Below are 24549 nucleotides of genomic sequence, written 5' to 3'. Positions count from 1 at the left end.
ATATACAAGTTTGTACCTTACCTTTTGGTATATTCCTGATTTTTCAAGGGCTTTTTTCGCTTCTCTGCCATACGGAGCGGTTTTAGGGTCAGGGATTGCTATTTTTTTGATTAAGGGGTTTAAAAGAGAACTTATTCCGTTTTTCAGGGGAATATTTTTTATACTCCATAGAACAAGGGTTCCTCTCGCATACACAACAGGCTTTGAGATAGCAAACCCTTTTTTATATAAAAATTCAGGATATTTCATATCAGCTGATAAAAATAGGTCATAAGGAGCTCCCCTTACAATTTGGGCTGTTAATTTACCAGATGAAGAAATAATTTTGTTTATACTAACCTGGGGATATTTTTCTTTAAATTTTTGTGAAAGCTCATTTAAAGCATACTGAACATTAGCCGCTGCTGCTATTGTAAGTGTTTCTCCGCAAGAAACAGAAAAAAGCAAAAGTAGCGCAAAAAGTATATTTCTCATACCTCTACCGTTATAGTTTATTTTAAATAACGTATAACATACAGAATTTATTTTCAAGTTGATGTATGATTAATTATGTATAAATTAAAGTGTGTATATTAAAAATGTGTAAAAGAGGTGAAGAAAATGAAAACTGCTGAAAGAAAAGTAAGAAAAAATATAGTTCTGTCTGAGAGTGTGGAAAGAGCATTAAAAGAAATGGCCGAGTATTATAAAAAACCCCAAAGTGTTTTGATTGAAGAGCTACTGGAAGAAAAGATAAAAGAATATAGAAGGAAAAGGAGAAAAGAAGCTTTTGAGCAAATAGTTAAAAGGGCTGAAGAATATGCAGGAGTTACCGAAGGCAAATCATTCCAGGAACTAAAAGAGGAGATGGGAAGTGAATATTAATAAGGTTTTTGTGGATGCTAATGTAATTATTGATACATTTGATAAAACCAGAAAAGAAAATGAATCAGCTACCAAAGCAATAAGATATCTTTTACAAAATAGAAATACAGAATTATTTACCAGCTGCGATTTGATTACTACCGTTTACTATGTATTGAAAAAAAAGTATGGAAAAGGAGCATTATATGATATTAAAATTTTGCTTAACGTTTATTCTATAATCTCCTTTTCTGAATATGAAGTTAGAGAAAGTATTTATCTAATGGAAAATGACAAGAATTTTAAGGATTTAGAAGACACAATTCAGTATGTATTAGCTAAAAATGAAGGGTGCGATTTAATTCTGACAAATGATAAGGATTTCTACTCTCCAGATATAAAAGTCCTTACAACTAAAGAATTTATTAAGCAATTCAAAATAAAATAAGGTTGAGAAGTTGCAATTATGATAAAATAACATATAATAGAAAATCTGCTGGATGGGTGCCCGAGCGGCCGAAGGGGCAGCACTGGAAATGCTGTGTGCGATTTATCCGCACCGTGGGTTCAAATCCCACCCCATCCGCCAGTGGAATAAGATATAAAATCGCCGGGTCCCTCCGGGTAGGGGCTGGTGAACCCCGCCAGGCCCGGAAGGGAGCAACGGTAAGCCAGTTTCCCTACGCCGGTAGGGGGTGCCCGGCTTAACATATTTGGGGAATTAAATGAGTCTTGTCTATGTAGTAGAAGACGACGAAGATATCAATGAACTTCTTGTATTTAATCTCAGGAAAGAAGGATTTGATGTAAAATCCTTTCTCAGCAGTATTCCTGCCCTCCAATCCCTTGAAAAAGAAAAACCTGATATTATTCTACTGGATATTATGCTTCCTGATATGGATGGCCTTGAGTTTTGCAAAAAACTAAAAAGCGATGAAAGGTTTTCGGAAATTCCTATTATTATGCTAACTGCAAAAAGCACAGAAATAGACAAGATAGTAGGTCTGGAATTGGGAGCAGATGATTATATTACGAAACCATTTTCCCTAAGAGAAGTAATAGCAAGAATAAGAGCTATCCTTAGAAGAACGGGTTGTAAGGATAAAGAAAAAAGAAGCTTTATAAAAATTAAAGGAATTGAGATTTCCCCTGAAAAGTTTGAAGTTAAAGTTGATGGAAAGGAAATTCCTTTAACATCAAAAGAGTTTAAGCTTCTTATGCTTCTAATAAATAACAAAGGTAAGGTTTTATCAAGGGAACAGATTTTATCTCAAATATGGAAAGATGAATTTGATGTTTATGATAGAACAATAGATGTTCATATAAAAAAACTAAGGGACAAACTTGGAAAATATGGAAAATATATAAAAACTGTCAGAGGAGTGGGATATATGTGGGAAGAAGAGGATTACTCCTCTTCTGATAAAGGTAATCTTTCAGGTAAAGGAAAGTAATTTCCTATATTAATTATTTCTAATTTAGTGTATTCTTCTGTGCATTTCTCACTACAAGACGGATCAACATAATCTATTAAAGAGCATACAGAATATTTCAGAATGTCTGGATTTATTTCACTTAAGGCTCCAATCTTTAAGTAAAGAGTTTCATCTTTATAGTTTTTATATATACATTTTAGCTCCCTCACATGCCCTTTCTTTTTATAAAGATGTTCCCTTATTGTTCTTTCTGCACTTCCTTCTATGGATACAACAGAAAGTTTTTCTTGTGGTTTTAATTGTCCTGATAAAAACATAAAAACCCCTTCCATATCAAGTAAGGGATTTTCTATTTCTTCAATCAACTTCCTTAAATGCTCTATAAATTTTTCTGCTGTATTGTATTTACCGGGCTCAAAAATTTTTATAGGTTTGCTCCATGTTATTTTTATTTCCACTTTACCACTCCATTTATAACTCTAAAGATTTTTCTTCTATTATTTTTTTAGCTTTTTGGATAAATTCTTCAACAGGCATTGTTCCTATATTTCCTTTTTTCTTTGTTCTAACAGCAACTGTTTTACTTTCTGCCTCTTTATCTCCGACTACCAGCATATAAGGAATTTTTTGAAGCTCTGCATCTCTTATTTTTTTGTTCATTCTTTCGTTTCTTTCATCAACTTCAACTCTAAGGCCTGCTTCTTTAAGTTGCTTTTCAACCTCTTTAGCATAAGGAATATGTGCATCAGCAATAGGAATTATCCTTGCCTGAACAGGAGAAAGCCATAGTGGAAGTTGTCCTGCATAGTGTTCCAGAAGAACTCCGATAAATCTTTCAATTGAACCAAATATAGCCCTGTGTATCATATATGGTCTGTGTCTCTGGTTATCTTCCCCTATATAATACATATCAAATCTTTCTGGCAAATTAAAATCAAACTGAACAGTTGAACACTGCCACATTCTACCGATGGCATCTTTTATTTTTACGTCTATTTTGGGACCGTAGAAAGCTCCACCTCCTTCATCTATTTCATATGTAAGCCCTACGCTTTCTATGGCTTTCCTTAAAGAGTCTGTTGCAACTTCCCACATTCTGTCATCGCCAACAGATTTTTCAGGTCTTGTTGAGAGGAACACTTGAAACTCATCAAATCCATAACTTCTAAGGGTATCAAGTATCAGCTCAAGAACACCTTTAATTTCCTCTTCAACCTGATCTTCTCTACATATAATATGGGCATCGTCCTGTGTAAAGCCTCTAACCCTCATAAGTCCATGTAAAACACCGCTTCTTTCGTATCTGTAAACTGTTCCCAATTCTGCAAATCTGAGGGGCAGTTCTTTGTATGAACGCTGTTTAGATTTGTATATCTCAACATGGAATGGGCAGTTCATAGGTTTTACGAAATACCCTTCCTCCTCTATTTGCATCTCAGGGAACATATTTTCCCTGTAAAAATCAACATGTCCGCTTGTTTTCCAGAGGTGCTCCTTACCTACGTGTGGTGTATAAACAAGCTGGTATCCTCTTTTTACGTGCTCTTGTTTCCATGCATTTTCTATTTCATTTCTGATTATTGCTCCTTTTGGAAGCCACAGGGCAAGTCCACCACCGACTTCATCTGTTATCATAAATAGCTCAAGCTCTTTACCAAGCTTCCTATGGTCTCTTTTCTTAGCTTCTTCAAGCATATTCAGGTATTTTTTTAGCTCCTTTTCTGTCCAAAAAGCAACTCCGTATATTCTCTGGAGCATAGGATTTCCTTCTTTACCTCTCCAGTAAGCACCTGCAAGGGATACAAGCTTAAATGCCCCTGCTTCTCCTGTTGATGGTATGTGTGGACCTCTACAAAGGTCGATAAAATCACACTGGGTATATACAGATATTGGTTCTCCTTCAGGTATCTGATGTTTGATTATGTCTATTTTGTATATCTCTTTTTTCTTCTCAAAAAGCTCAATAGCTTCGTCCCTTGGTATCTCTTTTCTTTCAACAGGGCAATTTCTGTTTATAATTTCTCTCATCTTTTCTTCGATAACCGGCAGGTCTTCTTCTGTAAGCCTTTTTCCTTCTACTTCCACATCGTAATAAAAACCGTGCTCTGTTGTCGGACCAATACCGAGATGAACATTTTCATCTCCATAAAGCTCTTTTAAAGCCTGTGCCATTATATGAGCAAGGGAGTGTCTAAGAAGTTCCAGACTTTCAGGGTCTTTTTTGGTAATAAATCTAAGTTCTCCACTTTCTCTTATAGGTGTGTGAACGTCTATTATTTTTCCGTTTAAAACACCGCCTATAGCCCCTTTTATTTTTTTACCTTCTCCTTCAAGAGCTTGTATAATTTCTTTTATGGTGATACCATCTTCAAATTCATACTCACCAAATCTATTTATATTTAGCTTTAACATTGATAACCTCCTGAGTTTTTACACAAAAAAATATTTTATCATTTTGAGGTTGTATAGACATATACTTTCTCAGGTTTGATGGATATTACCGTGAAACTATCTGTGAAGAGAGGGGAAACCTGAACTTTAACTATATTTTTGCCCTTTTTTAATTTCCTTCCATCAATATAAGCCTCAATATGTGATATATTGACCTGATTTAATTTTGAACGGATACCTTCTATTTGTATGGACACCTTTGATGGTTCTATTCTCTGGATTATTAGATGTTTAGGTGGATTTTTCACTTTTATTTCGGTCATAAATTCAATCTGTGTTTTTTGGGTGCTGGTTATATTAAGCCAAAGGAGAAAAGCAACAAGCAGGGATAAGATTTTCAGATGTATATTATTTAAAATAATTTCTTTTATTTTTTCCATTTCTTTTTCCCAAACAATTTATTCTTTAGTTTTCCGATGAAATCAGGTTTTTCTATTTCAAGAACTTCTATAAGTTTTTTTCTGAGGGTCAGAGGGTCTAAATCCCTGAATAGTTTTCCATCAACAGCAAGAGATATTTCCCCTCTTTCCTCTGAAACAATTAAAGCAACTGCATCGGTTTCTTCTGATATTCCTATTCCTGCTCTGTGCCTTGTTCCTATGTTTTTGGGGATATTTGGATTTATTGTAAGAGGTAAAAAACATCTTGCAGAAACTACTTCCTGGTCTCTTATAATCACTGCTCCATCATGGAGAGGTGTTTGGGGTATAAAAATAGAAATAAGCAGTTCAAGGGAAATCTCTGCATTCAATTTAACACAGCCTTCTGTATAGTTTTCAAGGTCAATATTTCTTTCGAAAACAATCAATGCTCCAATTTTTCTTTCAGCAAGGAATGTTGCTGCTCTTATGATTTCATCAATGGCTTTTTTCTTGGAAATAAGTGAATATCTGAAAAGTCCCCTTTCTCCTAATTTTGCAAGTCCTCTTCTTATTTCCGGCTGAAAAACAACTATAAGAATAAATATTCCAATACTCCACAGATTATCAAAAATCCATTCAATTGTTGGAAGATGAAGTATTTTTGCAACAAGCCATATAGATAGAAGGATAAATAAGCCTATAAGTATCTGCCAGCCTCTTGTTCCAATAATAAATTTCAAAAGGTAATAAATAATTGTGGCAACAATAAGGATATCTATTATGTCATTGATTCGTATTGACTTGATTATCCCAATAAGCCACTGGATACTATCAAACAAGCCTATAACCTCTAATTGTATCTATAATTGTTAAAAATTCTGCTGTTTCCTTTATATCATGGGTTCTAACTATATGAGCTCCATTTAAAACAGCATAAGCTGTAGCCCCTAAAGAACCGTTTATTCTATCTTTCGGCGGAACATCATCTTTTCCCATAAGGTTTTTCAAAATTACTCCAATAAATGATTTTCGGGAAATGCCTATTAAAATTGGCAGACCTAAGACTTTGAACTCAGATAATCTTTTGATGATTTCAATATTATGTTCTACTAACTTTCCAAAACCTATTCCCGGGTCTATTATAAATCTGTCTTTTCTTATACCCTTTGATATTCCATAGTTTATCTGATTTTCAAGAAATTCTATTATTTCAAGGACAACATCGTCGTAGTATACATCCTTTTGCATCTCTGTTGGTCTTCCACGGGTATGATTTATAACCACAGGACAGTCAAGTTGTGCTACAGTTTCTGCCATTTTAGGGTCAAATGTCATGCCGCTAATATCATTTACTATATCTGCTCCCTCATTAATTGCAGCCTTTGCAACTTCTGCTTTATAGGTATCTATTGAGATTAAAAAGTTATCCCCAAGCTCTTTTCTTATGGCTTTTATGACAGGAATTACCCTTTCCATTTCCTCTTCAACAGGAACAGGGGTTGCACCGGGTCTTGTAGATTCTCCGCCAATATCTATTATGTCTGCTCCATTTTCAAGCATCTGGGATACATGCTCAACAGCTTTATCTATATTTTTGTAAAAGACTCCTCCGTCTGAAAAAGAATCTGGAGTTATATTTAAAATTCCCATAATTGCTGTTTTATGTCCGAGATTTAAAAATTTTCCCTTGTGATTGATTTTGAAAGTTTCTTTGTGAAGATTTACCCATTTTTCTGTAAGCTGGCGGGCTATTTCATTTTTTCCTTCTTTTTTTAATTTTGTGATTAAATCTTTAAACTCATCTTCATTTTTGACAATAATAGGCTCTTGAAATGGGTCAGGTATGAGAATTTTATAAATAGTTTGATTTTCAGGAATTATATGGGGAATTGAGTTCATAATATCTCCTTCAGTGTTTTTTAATAAATTATACCTTATGGCGAAATAGGCTATGGAAATTAGAATAAAATTAAGATGTTCTCATTTTGTTTTTATACATTCTTTGGTCTGCCAATCTGATAGCATCTTCAGAATTAAGAGTATCATCCGGGATCAGAATAATTCCATAGCTGAAAGAAAGATTATATTCTTTAAATTGATTTTCTACAGTTTTTCTAAGCAGTTTTAATCTATCTTCTATAAAATCTTTTTTACATGAAGTTATAACTATTAAAAATTCATCTCCACCTATTCTTCCTATTACGTCTGATTTTCTAAAATTTTTTAAAAATATTTTTGCAATACCTTTTAATACATCATCTCCAACTACATGGCCATATTTATCATTTATCTGTTTAAAATTATCAAGATCAATATAAATTACACACAAAGAGTTCTCTTGTCCTCTTTTTATTTTTTCTATTTCCTTTTTCAAATATTGGATAACAAATTCTCTGTTGAAAAGTCCTGTTAAAGGGTCATAAATTGCTTTATCAATCAACTTTTCCATTAATTTTCTTAGTGTATCAGCATAAAAATAGGCTAAAAAAGTTACCGCTAAATATGCACTCATTGCTTCAAAAATAGTGTAAAAGTCATAGGCAATTTTGGTAAAACCCTTTATTGATAAAAGCAAAAGAATAAAGACAGAAAAAATGAAAATTAAATTCCACAGTAAAGCAATCTTTTTATTTTTCAAAAAAAATGTTAAAAGAGGAAAGGTATATATCCAAAAAATACCATGATTTTTAAATCCACCGGTTTTTATTAATGCCATTAAAACTAAAAAAACTAAAATTAAAATATTTGTCGCTGCTATTTCAAAATTTTTTGTTTTTTTGAAATAAATGGCGTTTAAAACTGCAAGAGAAGATAAAACAATTTCTATAATACCTATTGTTATATTTCCAAAATATATATTTATTATGGCAAAAGTTACTGTAGAGAAAACACCTACAATAGTAAAAAGATAAAATATTCTTTCTTGATTTGTCTGAAAGTCTTCCTTATACTCTAAAGGATTTTTAGCCAATATCTTTACCAGTTAGTTTTTTATATCCTTAAATTTTCGTTAATAATATAATACTTTAACGCGGGGAAAAACAAATCTATAAAAAAATTTTCTAAAAGTTAATTAGCAAAGTAAGTAATTATATTTTATTACTCCATCAGTCTAGACAATCCATCATTTCTGTTTTGTTGAATAACAATACAATCAGAAACATTTATACTTCTAAACTCCTCTTTTGAACGACTACTTACCTTTTTTTCACATTCAAGAACTTTTGATAAGGGAATCCAATACCAAGTTTCATATCTTTCTTCTGGCTTACAAAAAGCAAACCAAACTGGAATTCTTGTAATTCTTTCAAACTCTATATATTTAGAAACCTCATCTTTTTCATCTAATATAAAATCCGTATAACCTTTATCCGGATTAATTTTTCTTTCTTTTACATCAACTGCAATAATCCCAAAATTTTTGACAATAACCAAAAAATCAGGTCTTTTAGTTATACCTCTAAAAAAACTAGCAAAAGTGTTAATAGATTGATCCACAAATATATAAGGATAACCTTTTGAATCCAGCCATTCTTTAAAGGCTTTTTCACTATTATTCATGGCTGTCCCTCCCAAACTATCTATTTTTATATTTTTCAGCTATATATTCTTTCAAAGCCTGAACGTTATCTGTAATCACAAAAACCTCTTGAACTGTTGAACCTTTTTTCAAAAGGAGTTTTGCACCTGAATTGGTTTCATACTGGAATGTAAGACGAGGATTTCCCGGCTGGCCTTTTGGAGTGGTTTTTATTCGACCTGGAATGATAGACTTCACCAACCCCTTTTTTACTAAATCCTCAAGTAGTTCTTCCCCGTCTTCAATAATATGATGTTCCTTTTTAATACCTTTTTTTCTGTATTTCATCTCTTTTAAAAGGGGCACAAAAGCCCCTAAAGATTTTTAGAATGGTTTTTCTGGAACAGATTCCCAGTCTTTCAGGAATCTTTCAAGACCTATATCTGTAAGTGGATGTTTTATAAGCTGTGCAATAACTTTGTAAGGTATTGTTGCAATATCTGCCCCGATAAGTGCAGCCTCTACTACATGCATTGGATGTCTTACACTTGCAACGATAATTTCTGTATTGAATCCATAATTATCAATAATTGTTCTGATTTGTGATATTAGCTCCATACCATTTTGACTGATATCATCAAGTCTTCCGACAAATGGAGAGATATAAGATGCCCCTGCTTTCATTGCAAGAAGTGCCTGAGATGGAGAGAATATAAGGGTTACATTTGTTTTTATTCCGTTATATTCAAAATGTTTAACGGCTTTTAGACCATCTATTGTTGCAGGAATTTTAATAACAACGTTGTCTCCCAATTTTGCAAGCATCTCCCCTTCTCTAACCATTCCTTCAAAATCTGTGCTGGCAACCTCAAGGCTAACAGGCTTATCTGGAATTTCCGCTAAAATTTCTTTAACAACTTCCATAAATGGTTTACCTGTTTTGGATATAAGGGTTGGGTTAGTTGTAACACCATCAAGGATTTTAAGCTCATTTGCTGCTCTAATTTCCTCAATATTTGCAGTATCAATGAAGAACTTCATTTACTGACCTCCGTATAATGTTTTTATTTTTTTATAAGGTTCTAAGAATCTTGTTTTGACCCAGTTCTTATCAAGCCATTCAATTGGATGAACCTCAAGTCCCTGAACAAGCACTCCAAAGTGAAGATGGTCTCCTACAGCAAGTCCTGTTGTGTCTGTAAGTCCAATCTCCGTTCCCCTTGAAACTTCATCTCCTTTATTTACATGTATTTCTGCGAGGTGTGAATAGAGTGTAAATACTCCCATTCCATGTTCTATGATTACAGAGTTTCCATAAATACCCAAAAATCCTGTAAATACCACCTTTCCATCCTCTGCAGCCTGAACAGGTGCATTTTTTATAGATGCCATGTCTAAGCCTTTGTGGTAAGCATCTGCACCTTTTATTATTTTGCCTTTATATCTGTATTTCCTGTAATCTGCAAAGCCCCCTAATACTTTTGAGTTTCTAAGCTGTAAAAAATTTGTCCTGAATAACGGCTCATGGATTGAAACATTGGAAGTAATTTTATGTATAAGATCTTCATTCCTTTTTCTTATCTGAACATTTACATATTTAAAAAGTTCAACAGGGTCGGCTATATCTTTGTCTGACAGAGGTCTTACTTTTGTTTCAATAAATTCATCTGTTATGTTAATAACAGAGCGTCTGTATTTTACCCTTTTAAAGTAATACATAAGGGCATGGGAAGTTTTATTTCCTGCTCTATCAATGGCAAAAACAACAATAGATTTCTTCCTGCTCCAATAATATGGATAAGGGAATGCGCAGCCATAGATATTAGGGTTATCAATTACGTTATTAAAGCATTTGAACTCAAGGTTTCCCACCTTTACACCTGTTTTAACTACGTCTGGAGATGTTCTATAAAATACAAATCCGGTTCCTCCATTTATGATTGTTGCAGGAGATGAAAGGATACTAAGAGTTGGAGGAGTTAAATCAACCTGAAGGTCATAAGAATAAGTTTTTTTATTTTTGAGAATTGAACTATCTTCAACAACAAAAACTAATTTTGCTTTTCCAGGCTGAATGCCGTATTTTCTTGCATCAATTTTCAGGTTATAGGTTTTATCTGTTAATCCTTCGGGAAAGTTTGTATCTGTGAGGACTTCTATATTTTTGTTATTTTGGACTAAATAAACTTTTACAGAATTTAATCCTGGTTTTTTATCAATTACAGTAAAATCAACTTCTGTTCCGGAACCTAAATATTGAGGTTTTTGGTTAAATTTAACCTGCGGTGCATCAAAATTTATAATACCTTTATAGTAGAAAAAGCCACCTGCAGCGGCGGCTATTAGTATCAATAGTAATATTAGCTTTCCTTTCAATTACTTTCCCCCTTAAATGCCTTCTGTAATTCTTTTTTCAAGGAATATTTTTCTGGCAAGATATCTGTTATAAGCATCAAGATAGGCTTTAACACTTGCTTCTATAATATCGGTAGATGTTCCTTTTCCTGAGCTGATTGTTCCTCCAAAATCAACAACCACTCTAACCTCTCCCATTGCGTCTTTACCTGCACTTAAAGAACGGATCGTATAATCCTTAAGCCTTCCGGTTATACCCAGTGCTTTTTCAAGGGCTTTTAAAGCACTGTCTATAGGACCATCTCCTGAAGAGGTTGATATTATTTCCTCTCCATCTTTTTCAATTTTTATAGTTGACGATGGGATTGCTTTATTTCCACTTAAAACATGGAAATAAATAAGTTTAACTTCTTCATAGCTTTTAAATAATTCTTCAAGAAGCAGTGCTTCTATATCTTCATCAAACACTTCTTTTTTCTTATCTGCAAGCTCTTTGAACTTTTTGAATAGATGGTCTATTTCTGCTTCTGTTAGATTTTTGTATCCCAGCTCTTCAAGTCTTGTTTTAAATGCATGTCTTCCTGAGTGTTTACCTAAAACTATTTTAGATTCAGGAACTCCTACATCTTCGGCTCGCATTATTTCATAGGTTTCTCTATGGGCAAGTAAACCATGCTGGTGGATACCTGCCTCATGGGCAAAAGCATTATCTCCAACAATTGCCTTATTAGGTTGAACAAAACTACCTGTAATCCTGCAAAGCAGTCTGCTCGTTTTATAGATTTCTTTTGTGTTTACTGTAGTATAAACATCTTTGAAGTAATCTTTTCTAACTTTTATTGCCATAACAACTTCTTCAAGGGCAGCATTACCGGCTCTTTCTCCGATACCGTTAATTGTTACATGTGCCTGTCTTGCACCATTTTTTATTGCGGATAGGGAGTTTGCAACAGCAAGCCCAAGGTCATTGTGGCAATGAACAGATATAATAGCTTTATCTATATTTGGAACATTATTTTTAATATCAGCTATTAACTGCCCAAATTCATCAGGAATTGCATATCCTACAGTATCGGGAACGTTTATTGTCCTTGCTCCAGCATCTATAACAGCTTCAAACACTTTGAATAGAAAATCCCTTTCTGACCTGAATGCATCCTCTGCTGAAAACTCAACATCATCTGTAAAATTTCTTGCGAATTTTACCGCTGAAACAGCTCTTTCCAATACCTGTTCCGGTGTCATTTTAAGCTTATATTGCATATGTATAGGAGAAGTTGCTATAAAAGTATGAATTCTTTTTCTTTCTGCAGGTGCAAGGGCTTCACCTGCTTTTTCAATATCCGCTTCAAGTGCCCTTGCAAGTGAACATACAATTGGTTCTTTAACTGTTTTTGCTATTGAATTTATTGCCTCAAAATCCCCCTGTGATGCTGCAGCAAAACCTGCTTCTATAACATCTACTCCAAGTTTTTCAAGTTGTTGTGCCATAGTTATTTTTTCTTCAACTGTCATAGAAAATCCAGGAGCCTGTTCACCGTCTCTCAAAGTTGTATCAAATATTATTATTTTTTCTTTTTCCATTTCTGACTCCTTATTAGTAATGATTACTATTAAAGGTAAGATTAAACAGAATTAATGTCAATACTTATTTTACGAAAAATAACTAATAAAATCATATTTATGGAATTTTTCTTGGAACAGGATTTATATCAGGAATAAAAGAAGAAAGAGAAACAGGGAATTAGCAAAAATCAAAAATTCTGATTTCTAATAATCTTCTATTGCATTTGGGACAGGTTATGTCTAACACTCCTGTGTTGTTTGCAACGAGGATAATTTCTTTGCCTTTTTGACTACATCTACATTGATACTCAACCTGGTCAAATTTAATTTTCGGCTCTTCCTTAGTTTTTAGTTTTTGCATGACTTTTACCTCCTTTTTAATTTCTGGAAATAGTTTAAAATTTGATTACTAAGGTTTTATGAAGATTTGATTAAAATTTCTTAATATTTGGGGTTAAAGAAAAAAATTGAAAGAATTGTATGATTACAAAGGTTTTAATTTTCTAAGATTTTCTAGTCCATAAATTATTTTTTAAATCTTTTATGTCGTATATTCTGCATTAATTTCAACATATTTGTATGTGAGGTCACAAGTGTAATAAGTCCAGTTTTTATCACCTCTACCAAGATATAGGTCTATTTTGACTTCAGTATTGTTTTTTAGATACTCTTCTGCTTTTTGTCTATCGTAGTCTGTAGGTTCACCATCATATATGAGAAAATCTCCGATATACAGTTTCACTTTTGAAAAATCTATATTCAGATGAAGCTGTCCTACAGCAGAAAGAATTCTTCCCCAGTTTGGGTCATTTCCAAACATTGCAGTTTTAAACAGATTTGAAAGTGCTATAGCCTCTCCTATTTTCTTTGCTTCTTCTTCTGAAGATGCCTGATGGACATTAATCTGTATTAGTTTTGTTGCACCTTCTCCATCCTTGACAATCATTTTTGCTAGCTGGGTAGCTACTTCAAGAAGTTTTTCTTTGAAAATTTCCTTATTTTTTTCTGTTATCTCAAGTTCACCTTCCCTTGTTGCCACTACCAAAAAGCTATCATTTGTGCTTTCACAACCATCAACATCTATTGAATTAAAGCTTTTTTCTGTGACTTCTTTCATTATTTCATCAAGGATGTTTTTTTCAATTTTTACATCTGTAAATATATAAGCAAGCATTGTTGCCATTGAAGGATGTATCATCCCTGCCCCTTTAGCTATGCCAATAATTTGAAATGCTTTTCCGTCTATCTGGTCTGATAAAGTGTAGTATTTTTGAAAACTATCTGTTGTGGATATTGCCTTTGCTGCAAGTTCAAGGTCAAGTTCTGTAAGGTTTTCACAGGCCTGTTTTATTCCTTTTTCAACCTTTTCCATAGGAAGTTGAACACCTATAACCCCTGTTGAAAAAACAAAAGTCTGGTCATCTGGAATATCTAAAAGCTGTGAAGTCAGTTGTGCCATTTGGATTGCATTCTTTAATCCCTGTTCTCCTGTTGCGGCATTAGCATTTCCACTATTTACAACAATTGCAGAGATTTTATCTGTTTTTTCTCTAAGGTTTCTGTCATAAATGACAGGTGCTGCTGCAAGGGAGTTTTGGGTAAGGACAAGGCTATAAACAGAAGGTTTAAATTTTAAAACAAGAATATCGTAATCTCCAGAAGGTTTTATTCCTGCTTTAGCAACACCCATTTTTATATCCATTTTTTACCCCTACACCATATCTATATCATCAAATCCTGTTCCAAAATCATCAAAGCCAAAATCAGTAATATCAGGCTCAATAGAGTTATCTGTTATCTCATCTATGCTCTGGTCTATTTCATCAAGTTTTTCATCTATCTGTGATATTTCTTGGGATAATTCATCAAGTTTGTGGTCTATCTCTGATAGTTCATCCTCAGAAAGTCCTGACTGCTGTGCAACTTCATGTGCAGAAATATTGTTATTAAAAAGCAAGTTGAAAAGGCTCATTCCCGCAAATGTTCCAAAAAGTGAGCTTAAAAATCCTGTTCCAAAGTTTCCTATTCCTGAGGCGCTTCTACTTTCCGGTTGTGATATTTGTTGTGATTGAGCTTGGGTTGTAGTTTCCTTTTTTCCTTCTTCTGCAAGAAGTTTCATCTCAAGTTTTGTAATTCTTTTGTCCAGTTCATCTACTTTTTTAACAACTTTGTCTAAAACAATGGCCATCTTTTTAAGTGTATTTTCAATATTTTTTTCTTCCATTTTATTCCTCCGTGTAAATTATTTGAGAACGTTTTGCTCTCATATCTGCCAGATTTTTAGACCTTCTACCTAAATATCCAAAATCCCACAGATTTATCTGGGGATAATCAAATCCTTCGTAATTATAAAATTCAATTTCTGTTTTTCTTTTTTCTCTAAGAGATACGGGAGTAGTTTTTACTATTTGTAAAATATTATCTGTAATATATTCTTCCGTAAAAATATTTTCAAATGCTTTTCTGCCTTTTCTTATACCTCCAAATCCTTCTGTTGTTTGTTCTTTTTCCATCCATAAGGCTGAACCAATTGCTATATTTGAGGACAATGCCAATCCGTCTGAGAAAGGTGTTATTACAATGCTGTTTTCCAATTGTGTATAAACTTCCTGTAATTCTTCATCTGATATATGGTCTACTATATCTTCTCCGTATAGTATTAGATTTTTGATTTTTCCTTTTTTAATTTTTTGGAGAATATCAGGTAGATAATCAAGGTCAAGTTTATTTATTACTCCGTAGGCATTTGTTTCTTGAGGAAGTATCAGGACTTTTGCCTTTGTTTCTTTATGAAGCTGTCCAAGGAGTTTTCCAAATTCATAAGCAGTTTTACCTTTTAATGCTGTGGTTGAGTAGACAACAACGGTATTTTCATCTAAGTTTATATTTTTAATTTGGAATAAATCATCTGTCTGAATATGTTTAGGGTTATATTTTTTTAGATGCCCAAGTTTTTCACCGACAAAAATTATCTCTTTGTCTTTTCCTATCTCAAATCCTTCAAGGTAGTTTTTGTGGAAGAAATAACTGATTACAGGGTTTATGTCTGCAACATCGTTTCCAACAATTATTATTCTTTCTGCTTCTAAAATATCATTTTTGTCCGGAAGTGTATAACTGCCATTTTCTTCTACAAAACCTTTTATTACTGGAAGAAGCGTGATTGAAGTTGTTGAACTTATATACATTCCTGTTTTTTCCTGTAATTCTTTAATCTTATCCAGTGCTTCATTTTCTATATAAGGTGAAACTATTATTGCTGTTTCTTGGAGTGCTTCATTTATTATCTGTGCTACTTTTTCTATGGCTTTGTTTATATCTGTAGGCTGGCCGTTTATCAGTGCACCTTTTAGTCTGTTTGAGGAATGGATATCATATCCAAGATACGCACCTGCACATATCTCAAGGTCAGCTGTTGAACGAATTCTGTAAATCTTCTGCTGGTCATGGTCTATTGCAACAGGACATTGCATTGAACACATTCCACAGTAGGTGACAGTTTCATCAAGAAGCCATGCCCTTGCATTAAATTTAAATGGTTTAAATAGGATTGCACCAACAGGGCAGACATCAACACATAATCCACAGGCTTCACAGGAGCTTTCACTATCCATAGGTTTTTTGTCAGGGGATATTAATATCTCAAATCCCCTTTCTTCCTGAAATAGTGCATCAGCCCCAACTACATTTTTACAAACACTTATACATCTAAGGCATAAAACACATCTATTGGAAACAAACTCAAAATAATCACTTTGCCAGTCTTCCTCAGGTCTAATTTTTTCAAAAGGAGTTATTGTGGAAGGATTTATCTGAGGCCCATAATAAGTTCCCCAATTTTGTAAATCACACTCACCAGCTTTATCACAGATAGGACAGTCTAATGGATGACGGGTAAAAAGCATCTCAAGAATAAATTTTCTTTCTTCAAATGTTTGTTTGTTTTCTGTTTCTATTTCCATTCCTTCTTGTGCCGGAGTTGCGCAGGCAATTATATTGGTTCTCCATCTTTTTTCATAAACAAGACACATACGGCAACCGCCGAAAACAGGCAGCTTAGGATGATAACAGAAGGTTGGAACCACTTTATTTAATTTTTTTATCGCCTCTAAAACTGTTGTTCCTTCGGGGACAGCTATTTCCTGTCCATCTATTGTAAGCTTAATTTCTTTCATTTAACCTCTCCTGAGGGAAATCAAAAATATCTTATAATCTATACAAAACCATTTCAAATAAAAATTTAGGGAGGAATAAAAGGGGAGGATGGCAAAATTAGACATAACTCTAAGGGATGTAATTCAAGAGATACCACCAAAGTTTATCCAGATATTAACAGGTAAATCTGCTACAAAACTACTTGATACATCTCTACCGGAAGTAAAAGACAGAAGAGTTGATTTCCTTGTGGAATTGGAAGATGGAAAGATTTTTCATCTGGAACTCCAGACAACAAACGATAAAAATATGCCCTTTAGAATGCTGGAATATTACACGCTGATTTCCCCAAAATATCCATCAAAGGATATTCTTCAGATGGTCTTATATCTGGGAGAAAAACCTCTAAAAATGGAAAATAAAATTGAAAAGGAAAATCTAAAATTTAGCTATATTTTAAAAGATATAAAAGAGATAAAATGTGAAGAACTTTTGGAAAGTGAGGATTTAACAGACAAAATACTGGCAGTTTTATGTGATGTCAAAAATCCTTCAAAATATTTTAGGGAGATACTTACAGAGTTATCAAAACTACCGGAAAGAAAAAGGAGAGACTATTTGAAGAAATTATTGAATTTATTATCATATAGACCTAAATTAATGGAGGAGTTAAGAAAGGAGGAGAATAAGATGCCACTTACCATAGATAAAGAGACAATGGAAAAGCATCCACTTTATAAGGATGGGGTAGAGAAAGGCAAATTAGAAGCTAAAAAGGAAGATATTTTAAATTTACATAAAAAAATTGGCTGGGATTCCAATAAAATAGCTGAAGTTTTAGAACTTCCTGTAGAATTTGTTAAAGAAATTTTAAAGAAAAATAAATAAAAGCAGGATAATATCATTTCTAACCTTATAAAAAATTTTTAACCAGATCCTATTTATTTATTACCCCCTTACAGTTTAAAATTTATTGTTAAATCCAGGAAGTAGAGGTCTAAATGCTGTCAAAAATCAAAATCGGAAAGTTTTTATACATAAAGGATATAGAGCTTGAGCTTACAGATGGCCTTAATGTGTTTACAGGAGAAACAGGGGTAGGTAAATCCCTGATTGTTGATGCCATATCTTTCGTCTTAGGTAAAAAAGGCAAATATTCTGAAGGGGATTATGTAGAGCTTAGCTTTGAAAATGTTGATAATCAGTATGCAGAAGATGGACTACTTTTTTTAGCCCGTGAGGTAAAAAACGGCAAAAGCTACTATTACGTAAATGGGAAAAGAGCAACCCTATCCACGTTAAAAGAAGCCTCTGAAGGTATTATCGCAATCCATGGCCAGCATCATCAACAGGCTTTATTTAACCGTAAAGAACATATAAAAATGTTAGACAAATACGCCCAAATAGATGATTTACTTGAAAAATATAGAAAACTTTACAAAGAGTATAAATCCCTTGAGAAAGAAGAGCAGGAACTTATCCAGCAACAATCAAATCGTTTAAGGGAACTGGACATACTTAAATATCAGCTTCAAGAACTGGAAGAAGCAGACCTAAAAGAAGGAGAAAAACAGCAACTTGAGGAAAAATATAACTACTTATCAAATATTTTAAAAATAAAAGAAGCAGTTTATAATGCCAGCTGGAATTTAGCTGAAGATGAAAACTCCGTAATAGAAAAACTATCAGAAATCATAAAAGAACTACAAAAAGTATCAGAATTTTCAAAAGAAATCCAAAATACCTTAAATGCTTTAGAAGAAGCAAAGGCAATTTTAGAAGATGCAGGATTTTCTCTATCAAAAATAGACCTTGATTATGACCAGTCATCGCTGGAGGAAATAGAAAATAGATTAAATCTGATAAACAGACTGGAAATCAAATACAACACAGACGAACAAGGTCTTATTGCACTTAAAGAGGAATTTAAGAATAGAATTGAACAGTTAGAAAACCTTGAATTTAAACTACCTCAAATTCAAAACCAAAAGGAGAAAATACTCCAGCAAGTAAAATCCCTTGCAGAAGAGATATCACACAAAAGAAAATCCGCAGCTGAAAACTTTAGCAAAGAAATAATAAAGCACCTCAAAGACCTTGCAATGAAAGAGGCTGTTTTTACAGTTGAAATTACAGAAAAACCCCTTGATATAGATGGTAAAGACAATGTTGTATTTAAATTCTCTGCAAATAAAGGTTTCCAGCCTGAACCTATAGATGAGGTTGCCTCAGGTGGTGAGATTTCCCGTTTATCTCTTGCAATCAAGCTGATAGCCGGAAGTGATGTCAGTTGTATGATATTTGATGAGATAGACACAGGAATAGGCGGAAAAACGGCACTTTATATGGCAGAAAAACTAAAGAAACTTTCTGAAAAATATCAGGTAATCCTGATAACACACTTACCTCAAATAGCAGTTTACGGAGACAAACATTTCTATGTGGAAAAATTACACAAAGAAGATTATACTGTTGCTTCTATTAAAGAGCTTGACCAGAAAGAAAGAATTGAGGAAATAGCAAGAATGCTCAGCGGCAAAAAAGATACAAAAAGTCTTCAACTGGCACAGGAGCTACTGAGCAGTGTCAGATAAGAAAAAGCATAACTACAAACTTACAATCCGATATATCGGAACAAAATACCACGGCTGGCAAAGACAACCTAATCATATTACAGTGCAGCAGGTTATAGAGGACAATCTACGCCAGCTGTTTAAAGAAAAAATCACACTTATTGCTTCAGGCAGAACAGATGCAGGAGTTCATGCTCTTGGCCAGGTTGCAAATTTCAAAACAGTTTCTTACAGAGAACCAAAGGAGATATACAAGTATCTAAATGCCACTTTGCCACGGGATATAGGAATAGTTTCTTGTGAAGAAGTTCCCCTATCTTTTAATGCTAGATTTAGTGCAAAAGGAAAGACATATTTTTACCGTATCTACACCAAACCAGACCCATTTTTATATGGATTTGGCTGGTATATTTCAAAAAGACTTAATATTCTCAAAATGCAGGAAGCTCTATCACTGATATCAAAATACAAAAACTTAAAAAGTCTTGCCAAAAAAGGAGATTACCTGCGGGAAGAGATAGATATAAGAGAGTTATTTTTAAAATATGACGGAACAATTATTGAAGTCCATATTACAGCTTCACATTTTTTAAGATATATGGTCAGAAAAATTGTGGGACATATTGTTCGGGTGGGAACAGGTTCTTTATCTATAGATGAACTAAAAGAAATACTTGATGCAACTGACCCGAATAGAGGGATATATATAGCCCCACCCGAAGGATTATTCCTAAAAGAAGTTTATTATTAATTGCAAAAAAACCAATACTGTCAGAAAATATAAAAAAAATAATATTCAAAAGGGAAAATCATGGAAGAAAACAAAAATTTTAAGGCTGGATTTGTGGCTTTAATAGGAAGACCAAATGTTGGAAAATCAACAATTATGAACAATATACTGGGAACAAAACTATCTATTGTCAGCCCAAAGCCCCAGACAACAAGAATGAGGATACTGGGAGTGAAACATGATAAAGATGCCCAGATTATTTTCTTGGATACACCAGGTGTCCAGAAAGGGAAAGACCTGCTTACAAAAGTGGTTATGGAATCTGCTGTTGGCAGCATGGAGGAAGCCGATATCCTTGTGATGATAATAGAAGCAGACAAAGGTTGGACTAAAGAGGATGAACTTATACTGAACAACTACATCAAAAAATTAAATAAGCCAACAATTTTAGTAATAAACAAAATAGACAAAATGCAGGACAAAAGACTCCTCCTTCCATTAATAGAAGAAAGCAGCCAAAAACATGATTTTGTAGAAATCATCCCAATGTCTGCAATAAAGGGAGAAAATCTGGATAGATTTGTTGAAACTCTGAAAAAATATCTCCCTGAGTCTCCACCATTATTTCCAGAAGACCAGATTACAGACTTACCACTGAGATTTTATATAGCTGAAATTATCAGAGAAAAAATATTCCACAACACAAGACAAGAGCTTCCCTACTCTGCTGCTGTTGAGGTAGAAAGTATTGAAGAAAAAGGAAACTTAGTTGTAATAAATGCCACCATATATGTGGAAAAAGAAAATCACAAAGGAATTATCATAGGTAAAAAAGGACAGATGCTTAAGAAAATAGGACAGCAGGCAAGACAGGAGCTTGAAGCATTACTTGGTAAAAAAGTTCATCTCAATTTATGGGTAAAGGTAAAACCAAGATGGAAGGAAGATATAAGACTTCTTAAAATGCTTGGATACCAGTATATTTCCTAAGGTGATGTATGCTAACACCAACACTAAATGTTTTAAAAGAAACTTTTAAGAGGCTTTTATATAAGGGAAATTACAAAGCATTAGAACGTATATTGCAAAAAACTCACAAAGGTGACCTTGTTGCTATATTCCGTTATCTTTCCCATCAGGAAAGGGTAAAAATATTTCAAATACTTATGAATGTTGATATAGAAAAAGCTTCTGACCTGCTTTACGACCTTGATGAAGATATTCAGCTTGAAATATTGAGAGCCTTACCTACAAAAGAAGCAGTTAGAATTCTAATCACCTTCTCCACAGGGGAAATTGCAAAAATTATAGATAAGCTCCCTGTTGACCTTCAAAATGCATTACTCCAAAAACTTGCTGCAGAAGAAAGAGAAGAACTGGAAAAATTCATATCTTATGGCGAAGATAGCATAGCTCCACTAATAAGTGAAGAATATATTGCTGTTGAAGAGGAAAAAACCATTGAAGAAGTTTTAAATGTTATTAGAAGTGCTCCAGAAGATGTTGAAGTTATTTATATATATGTAGTCGATAAAAAAGACAGGCTTATTGGTGTAGCTTCAATAAAAGAAATTTTAACTGCTCCTCCTAATGCCCAGATTAAAGACATTATGACCACAGATGTTATATCTATAAAAGAAAATGCAACCAAATCTGAAGCGATTGATATATTCCAGAGATATGACCTGTTAATAATTCCGGTTGTTAATGATGAAAATGAGCTAATAGGAGTTATTTATATAGATGATATTCTTGATGCCATAACAGAAAAAACAACAGAAGATTTCTTTAAAATGGCAGGGGCTCAGGAAGAAGAGCTTTTCTATACCAATCAGATATTAAAAACAGCAAAACTTCGTCTTCCGTGGCTTCTGGTCGTTGTATTCGGTGAGCTTGTTTCTGCATTTATTATCAGTGCTTTTGATTTTACGATAAAACAGTTTTTACCAATCATATTCTTTTTACCCCTTGTTGCTGCAATAAGTGGAATGATCAGCTCCCAATCTGCAATTATCACAGCACGGGGACTTGCCACAGGTAAAATAACAGAATATTTCAAAGATTTTTTACATTTTCTTTTAAGAGAAGTCAAAGTTGCTGTTATTATAGCTTTTGTTGTTGCTCTTATAGTTGGAGTTATAGCAAGTATTTGGATAAGTGCACATGTAATCGGTATCGTTGTTGGAATAGCCTTGTTTTTCAATATTGTTATTGCCGCATTTGTCGGAGGGATACTTCCCTACATATCCCTTAAACTAAATAAAGACCCGACTGTAGCTACGGGTCCTATTACTTTAACACTTAACGATATATTCGGGATACTTATTTATCTTGGGATAGCTACATTTTTCTTAGAATATCTGAAGGTTTAATCCTTTAATTTTCCTTCCAAAAATTGCTGATATGCAGATAAATCTAACAATCCATGTCCACTGAGGTTAAACAATATTACTTTTGGTTCTCCTGTTTCTCTACATTTTAAGGCTTCATCTATTGCGACTTTTACTGCGTGGGCACTTTCAGGAGCAGGAACTATACCTTCTGTTCTGGCAAATGTTATAGCAGCTTTGAATATCTCTGTTTGAGGAACAGCAACTGCTTCAATTAATCTCTCATCATATAACTTTGATATTATAGGTGCCATTCCGTGATATCTAAGTCCACCTGCATGTATTGATGGTGGAACAAAATCATGTCCAAGAGTATGCATTTTCATAAGAGGAGTAAATCCTACTGTATCTCCAAAATCATACTCATATTTACCCTGTGTTAATGTCGGACAGGAAGCAGGTTCAACAGCTATAAATCTTGTGCAGCTTTCCCCGGAAAATCTTTCAATCATAAATGGTAAAGCAAGACCACCAAAATTACTTCCACCACCTACAGAACCTATAACTATATCAGGATAATGTTTTACTTTTGCAAGTTGTTTTTTAGCCTCAAGGCCAATAACTGTTTGGTGTAATAGAACGTGGTTCAAAACACTTCCCAGAGCATAATGGGTATCTTCATTTTCCAGAGCCTCTTCAACAGCTTCACTAATTGCTATCCCAAGGCTACCGGGATTATCAGGGTCTTCTTCAAGTATTTTTTTACCTGATTTTGTATATGGGCTGGGGCTTGGAACAACTTCTGCTCCCCATGTTTCCATAAGAATCCTTCTATAAGGTTTTTGTTGATAACTGACCTTAACCATATAGACTTTAACCTGAACACCAAAATATTGACCTGCAAATGCCAGAGAGCTACCCCACTGACCAGCACCTGTTTCTGTTGTCAGCTTTTTAATTCCTTCCTTTGCATTGTAATAGGCCTGTGCTACAGCGGTATTTGGTTTATGGCTGCCAGGAGGTGCTATCCCCTCGTATTTATAAAATATCTTGGCAGGAGTATCCAGATATTCCTCAAGATTAGTAGCCCTGATTAAAGGTGTTGGACGCCAGATTGCATAAACTTCCCTCACCTCCGGAGGAATTTCTATCCATCTTTCTGTGGACATTTCTTGTTCTATCAAAGCCTCAGGGAATAAGGCTTTCAATTTTTCCGGATTCATTGGTTCTTTTGTTTGAGGATCTAAAGGTGGTTCCAAAGGTGAAGGTAAATCGGGGAGAACATTATACCAGTGAGTTGGGATTTCATGTTCATCTAAAAGTATTTTTTTCATAGCCCCTCCATCTATATTTAACAATAAATTTAAAAATTAATAATAAGTAATGTGCTACAATTTGGCAAACAGTAAAAACAAGGAGAAAATTATGAGAAAAATTATTTCTTTGTTTTTATTTTTCATGTTATTTAATTTTTCTATTGCCGAGCCCTCGCATAAAGATAAATGTAGTATATTAAATATTTTAGGTGTCTTACATTTATACTGTGGACAGATTGGAGAAGTAATAAAGGATAGAAAAGAAGGATATGAAAACTGTGTATTTGCCCCTGACGTTGCAGCTGAATACGCAAAAGAAAAGCTTGGGAATAAAAAAGCATACAACGAAATCATAGACACCCTTTTTAAAAATGAAAAGATGCGTCTAAGCTGTGTAAGAAGTTGCAGATATGGATATGAATTGCAGATGGAAGAAATCAAAAAAGAAATCAGGGAGGCTCTATCCCAGGAAAACTGCGAAATAAATAAAATATTCAGATAAAAGGAGGTAAGGAAATGTCAGAAGTAGATGTTCTGGTTAATATCAGACAGGCTATTGAAGCAGACAAAGAAAAACCAAATCTTGGAATGGTGGATATTCACAAAGCAAGGGAGCTTATTGAAGAAACCGGAGCAGTTGTTCTTGATGTAAGACCTCCTGCTAAAGTTGAAGGAGAAAATGCAGAAGAAGCAAATGTTCCAAATGCTTATTATGTTCCTGTTATTGAGTTTGTTCAGCAGTATGAAGATGGAAGAATTCCACAGGACAAAACAACACCAATTATTGTTGGCTGCAAACTGGTAAAATTTGCAAACAGGGTAATGGGATATCTTGAAGCCCTTGGATATCAAAATGTTTATGTATTAGACACAGATATTGCAGACCTTATTGAACTCTACAAAAAATAATCA

At 33.8% G+C, this 24549-nt stretch carries 27 protein-coding genes, 1 tRNA gene and 1 other RNA gene; 12 read left to right on the top strand and 17 right to left on the bottom strand.

The annotated features are described in order from the left end of the window. Positions 1-474: molybdate ABC transporter substrate-binding protein (modA, locus tag MVE07_RS08055; protein ID WP_297456134.1), on the bottom strand; the 474-nt coding region annotated here is incomplete at its 3' end. Between the two features lie 126 nt (positions 475-600). On the opposite strand from modA, the gene MVE07_RS08050 reads away from it, so the two are divergent. The 5 genes from MVE07_RS08050 (at position 601) to MVE07_RS08030 (ending at position 2297) form a co-directional block, all read left to right on the top strand. Then, positions 601-864, top strand: a complete 264-nt coding sequence (locus tag MVE07_RS08050) for a hypothetical protein (RefSeq protein ID WP_297456132.1) — start codon at positions 601-603, stop codon at positions 862-864. Next, positions 854-1291: a PIN domain-containing protein gene (locus MVE07_RS08045; RefSeq protein WP_297456131.1), complete on the top strand. Its 438-nt coding sequence runs from the start codon at positions 854-856 to the stop codon at positions 1289-1291. Before MVE07_RS08050 ends, MVE07_RS08045 begins: the two co-directional genes overlap by 11 nt. Positions 1292-1341: 50 nt before the next feature. Then, positions 1342-1432 (top strand) — tRNA-Ser (locus MVE07_RS08040). A gap of 19 nt (positions 1433-1451) precedes the next feature. After that, positions 1452-1551, top strand: an RNA gene (ffs, locus tag MVE07_RS08035) — signal recognition particle sRNA small type. Between the two features lie 17 nt (positions 1552-1568). Next, entirely contained in the window at positions 1569-2297 is a 729-nt protein-coding gene (locus tag MVE07_RS08030) for a response regulator transcription factor (protein ID WP_297456129.1), read from the top strand. Here the strand turns inward: MVE07_RS08030 and MVE07_RS08025 are convergent. The 15 genes from MVE07_RS08025 to MVE07_RS07955 form a co-directional block, all read right to left on the bottom strand. Continuing rightward, positions 2252-2737, bottom strand: coding sequence for a hypothetical protein (locus MVE07_RS08025; protein WP_297456127.1), 486 nt, complete (start codon positions 2735-2737; stop codon positions 2252-2254). The two genes, MVE07_RS08030 and MVE07_RS08025, sit on opposite strands and share 46 nt — an antisense overlap. Before the next feature lie 13 nt (positions 2738-2750). After that, positions 2751-4691 (bottom strand): threonine--tRNA ligase, encoded by a 1941-nt coding sequence (thrS, locus tag MVE07_RS08020; RefSeq protein WP_297456125.1) that lies wholly within the window; start codon positions 4689-4691, stop codon positions 2751-2753. A 38-nt stretch (positions 4692-4729) separates the two neighbouring features. Further along, positions 4730-5110, bottom strand: coding sequence for a CdaR family protein (locus MVE07_RS08015; protein WP_297456124.1), 381 nt, complete (start codon positions 5108-5110; stop codon positions 4730-4732). Then, on the bottom strand, positions 5098-5931 hold the full coding sequence (gene cdaA / locus MVE07_RS08010) for a diadenylate cyclase CdaA (RefSeq protein ID WP_297456122.1): 834 nt from the start codon (positions 5929-5931) through the stop codon (positions 5098-5100). Before cdaA ends, MVE07_RS08015 begins: the two co-directional genes overlap by 13 nt. Beyond that, positions 5924-6991 carry a dihydropteroate synthase gene (gene folP, locus MVE07_RS08005; protein WP_297456120.1) on the bottom strand — a complete coding sequence of 356 codons (1068 nt, stop codon included), beginning with the start codon at positions 6989-6991 and terminating at the stop codon, positions 5924-5926. The genes cdaA and folP overlap by 8 nt, the downstream gene beginning before the upstream one ends. Before the next feature lie 70 nt (positions 6992-7061). Further along, positions 7062-8063, bottom strand: coding sequence for a GGDEF domain-containing protein (locus tag MVE07_RS08000; RefSeq protein ID WP_297456118.1), 1002 nt, complete (start codon positions 8061-8063; stop codon positions 7062-7064). Positions 8064-8191: 128 nt separating this feature from the next. Then, a complete protein-coding gene (locus tag MVE07_RS07995; protein WP_297456116.1) occupies positions 8192-8653 on the bottom strand; it encodes a hypothetical protein in 462 nt (153 codons plus the stop codon). A gap of 16 nt (positions 8654-8669) precedes the next feature. Then, positions 8670-8960, bottom strand: coding sequence for a DUF2103 domain-containing protein (locus MVE07_RS07990; RefSeq protein ID WP_297456114.1), 291 nt, complete (start codon positions 8958-8960; stop codon positions 8670-8672). Between the two features lie 36 nt (positions 8961-8996). After that, entirely contained in the window at positions 8997-9653 is a 657-nt protein-coding gene (gene fsa / locus MVE07_RS07985) for a fructose-6-phosphate aldolase (RefSeq protein ID WP_297456112.1), read from the bottom strand. Then, complete coding sequence (locus MVE07_RS07980) at positions 9654-10988, bottom strand: M23 family metallopeptidase (protein WP_297456109.1); 1335 nt, start codon at positions 10986-10988, stop codon at positions 9654-9656. It abuts the gene before it with no gap. Between the two features lie 12 nt (positions 10989-11000). Beyond that, positions 11001-12551, bottom strand: coding sequence for a 2-isopropylmalate synthase (locus MVE07_RS07975; RefSeq protein WP_297456107.1), 1551 nt, complete (start codon positions 12549-12551; stop codon positions 11001-11003). Positions 12552-12711: 160 nt separating this feature from the next. Beyond that, the gene (locus MVE07_RS07970) at positions 12712-12894 is read right to left on the bottom strand and encodes a hypothetical protein (RefSeq protein WP_297456105.1); all 183 of its coding nucleotides are present in this window, start codon (positions 12892-12894) and stop codon (positions 12712-12714) included. A 180-nt stretch (positions 12895-13074) separates the two neighbouring features. Then, on the bottom strand, positions 13075-14235 hold the full coding sequence (gene argJ, locus MVE07_RS07965; protein WP_297456103.1) for a bifunctional glutamate N-acetyltransferase/amino-acid acetyltransferase ArgJ: 1161 nt from the start codon (positions 14233-14235) through the stop codon (positions 13075-13077). 9 nt (positions 14236-14244) lie between these two features. Continuing rightward, the gene (locus MVE07_RS07960) at positions 14245-14757 is read right to left on the bottom strand and encodes a hypothetical protein (RefSeq protein ID WP_297456101.1); all 513 of its coding nucleotides are present in this window, start codon (positions 14755-14757) and stop codon (positions 14245-14247) included. A gap of 1 nt (position 14758) precedes the next feature. Beyond that, the gene (locus tag MVE07_RS07955; protein ID WP_297456099.1) at positions 14759-16708 is read right to left on the bottom strand and encodes a 2Fe-2S iron-sulfur cluster-binding protein; all 1950 of its coding nucleotides are present in this window, start codon (positions 16706-16708) and stop codon (positions 14759-14761) included. An 88-nt stretch (positions 16709-16796) separates the two neighbouring features. Between MVE07_RS07955 and MVE07_RS07950 the strand changes: the two genes are divergently transcribed. The 5 genes from MVE07_RS07950 (at position 16797) to mgtE (ending at position 22363) form a co-directional block, all read left to right on the top strand. Beyond that, complete coding sequence (locus MVE07_RS07950) at positions 16797-17576, top strand: hypothetical protein (protein WP_297456097.1); 780 nt, start codon at positions 16797-16799, stop codon at positions 17574-17576. A 113-nt stretch (positions 17577-17689) separates the two neighbouring features. Further along, a complete protein-coding gene (gene recN / locus MVE07_RS07945) occupies positions 17690-19282 on the top strand; it encodes a DNA repair protein RecN (protein ID WP_297456096.1) in 1593 nt (530 codons plus the stop codon). Then, positions 19272-20012 carry a tRNA pseudouridine(38-40) synthase TruA gene (truA, locus tag MVE07_RS07940; RefSeq protein WP_297456095.1) on the top strand — a complete coding sequence of 247 codons (741 nt, stop codon included), beginning with the start codon at positions 19272-19274 and terminating at the stop codon, positions 20010-20012. Before recN ends, truA begins: the two co-directional genes overlap by 11 nt. Before the next feature lie 60 nt (positions 20013-20072). Further along, on the top strand, positions 20073-20981 hold the full coding sequence (gene era / locus MVE07_RS07935) for a GTPase Era (protein WP_297456093.1): 909 nt from the start codon (positions 20073-20075) through the stop codon (positions 20979-20981). Positions 20982-20989: 8 nt separating this feature from the next. Further along, positions 20990-22363: a magnesium transporter gene (gene mgtE, locus MVE07_RS07930; protein ID WP_297456091.1), complete on the top strand. Its 1374-nt coding sequence runs from the start codon at positions 20990-20992 to the stop codon at positions 22361-22363. Here mgtE and MVE07_RS07925 read toward each other — a convergent pair. Continuing rightward, entirely contained in the window at positions 22360-23655 is a 1296-nt protein-coding gene (locus tag MVE07_RS07925; RefSeq protein ID WP_297456089.1) for a TrpB-like pyridoxal phosphate-dependent enzyme, read from the bottom strand. The genes mgtE and MVE07_RS07925 overlap by 4 nt on opposite strands. Positions 23656-23746: 91 nt before the next feature. Between MVE07_RS07925 and MVE07_RS07920 the strand changes: the two genes are divergently transcribed. Next, positions 23747-24139, top strand: coding sequence for a hypothetical protein (locus tag MVE07_RS07920; protein WP_297456087.1), 393 nt, complete (start codon positions 23747-23749; stop codon positions 24137-24139). Positions 24140-24153: 14 nt separating this feature from the next. Then, positions 24154-24546: a rhodanese-like domain-containing protein gene (locus MVE07_RS07915; RefSeq protein ID WP_297456085.1), complete on the top strand. Its 393-nt coding sequence runs from the start codon at positions 24154-24156 to the stop codon at positions 24544-24546. Positions 24547-24549: the final 3 nt, after the last annotated feature.

The sequence above is a fragment of the Persephonella sp. genome (assembly GCF_027023985.1).
Taxonomy (GTDB): domain Bacteria; phylum Aquificota; class Aquificia; order Aquificales; family Hydrogenothermaceae; genus Persephonella_A.
The sequence above is the reverse complement of the archived record's forward strand: the minus strand, read 5'-3'. Positions and strand labels throughout refer to the sequence as shown.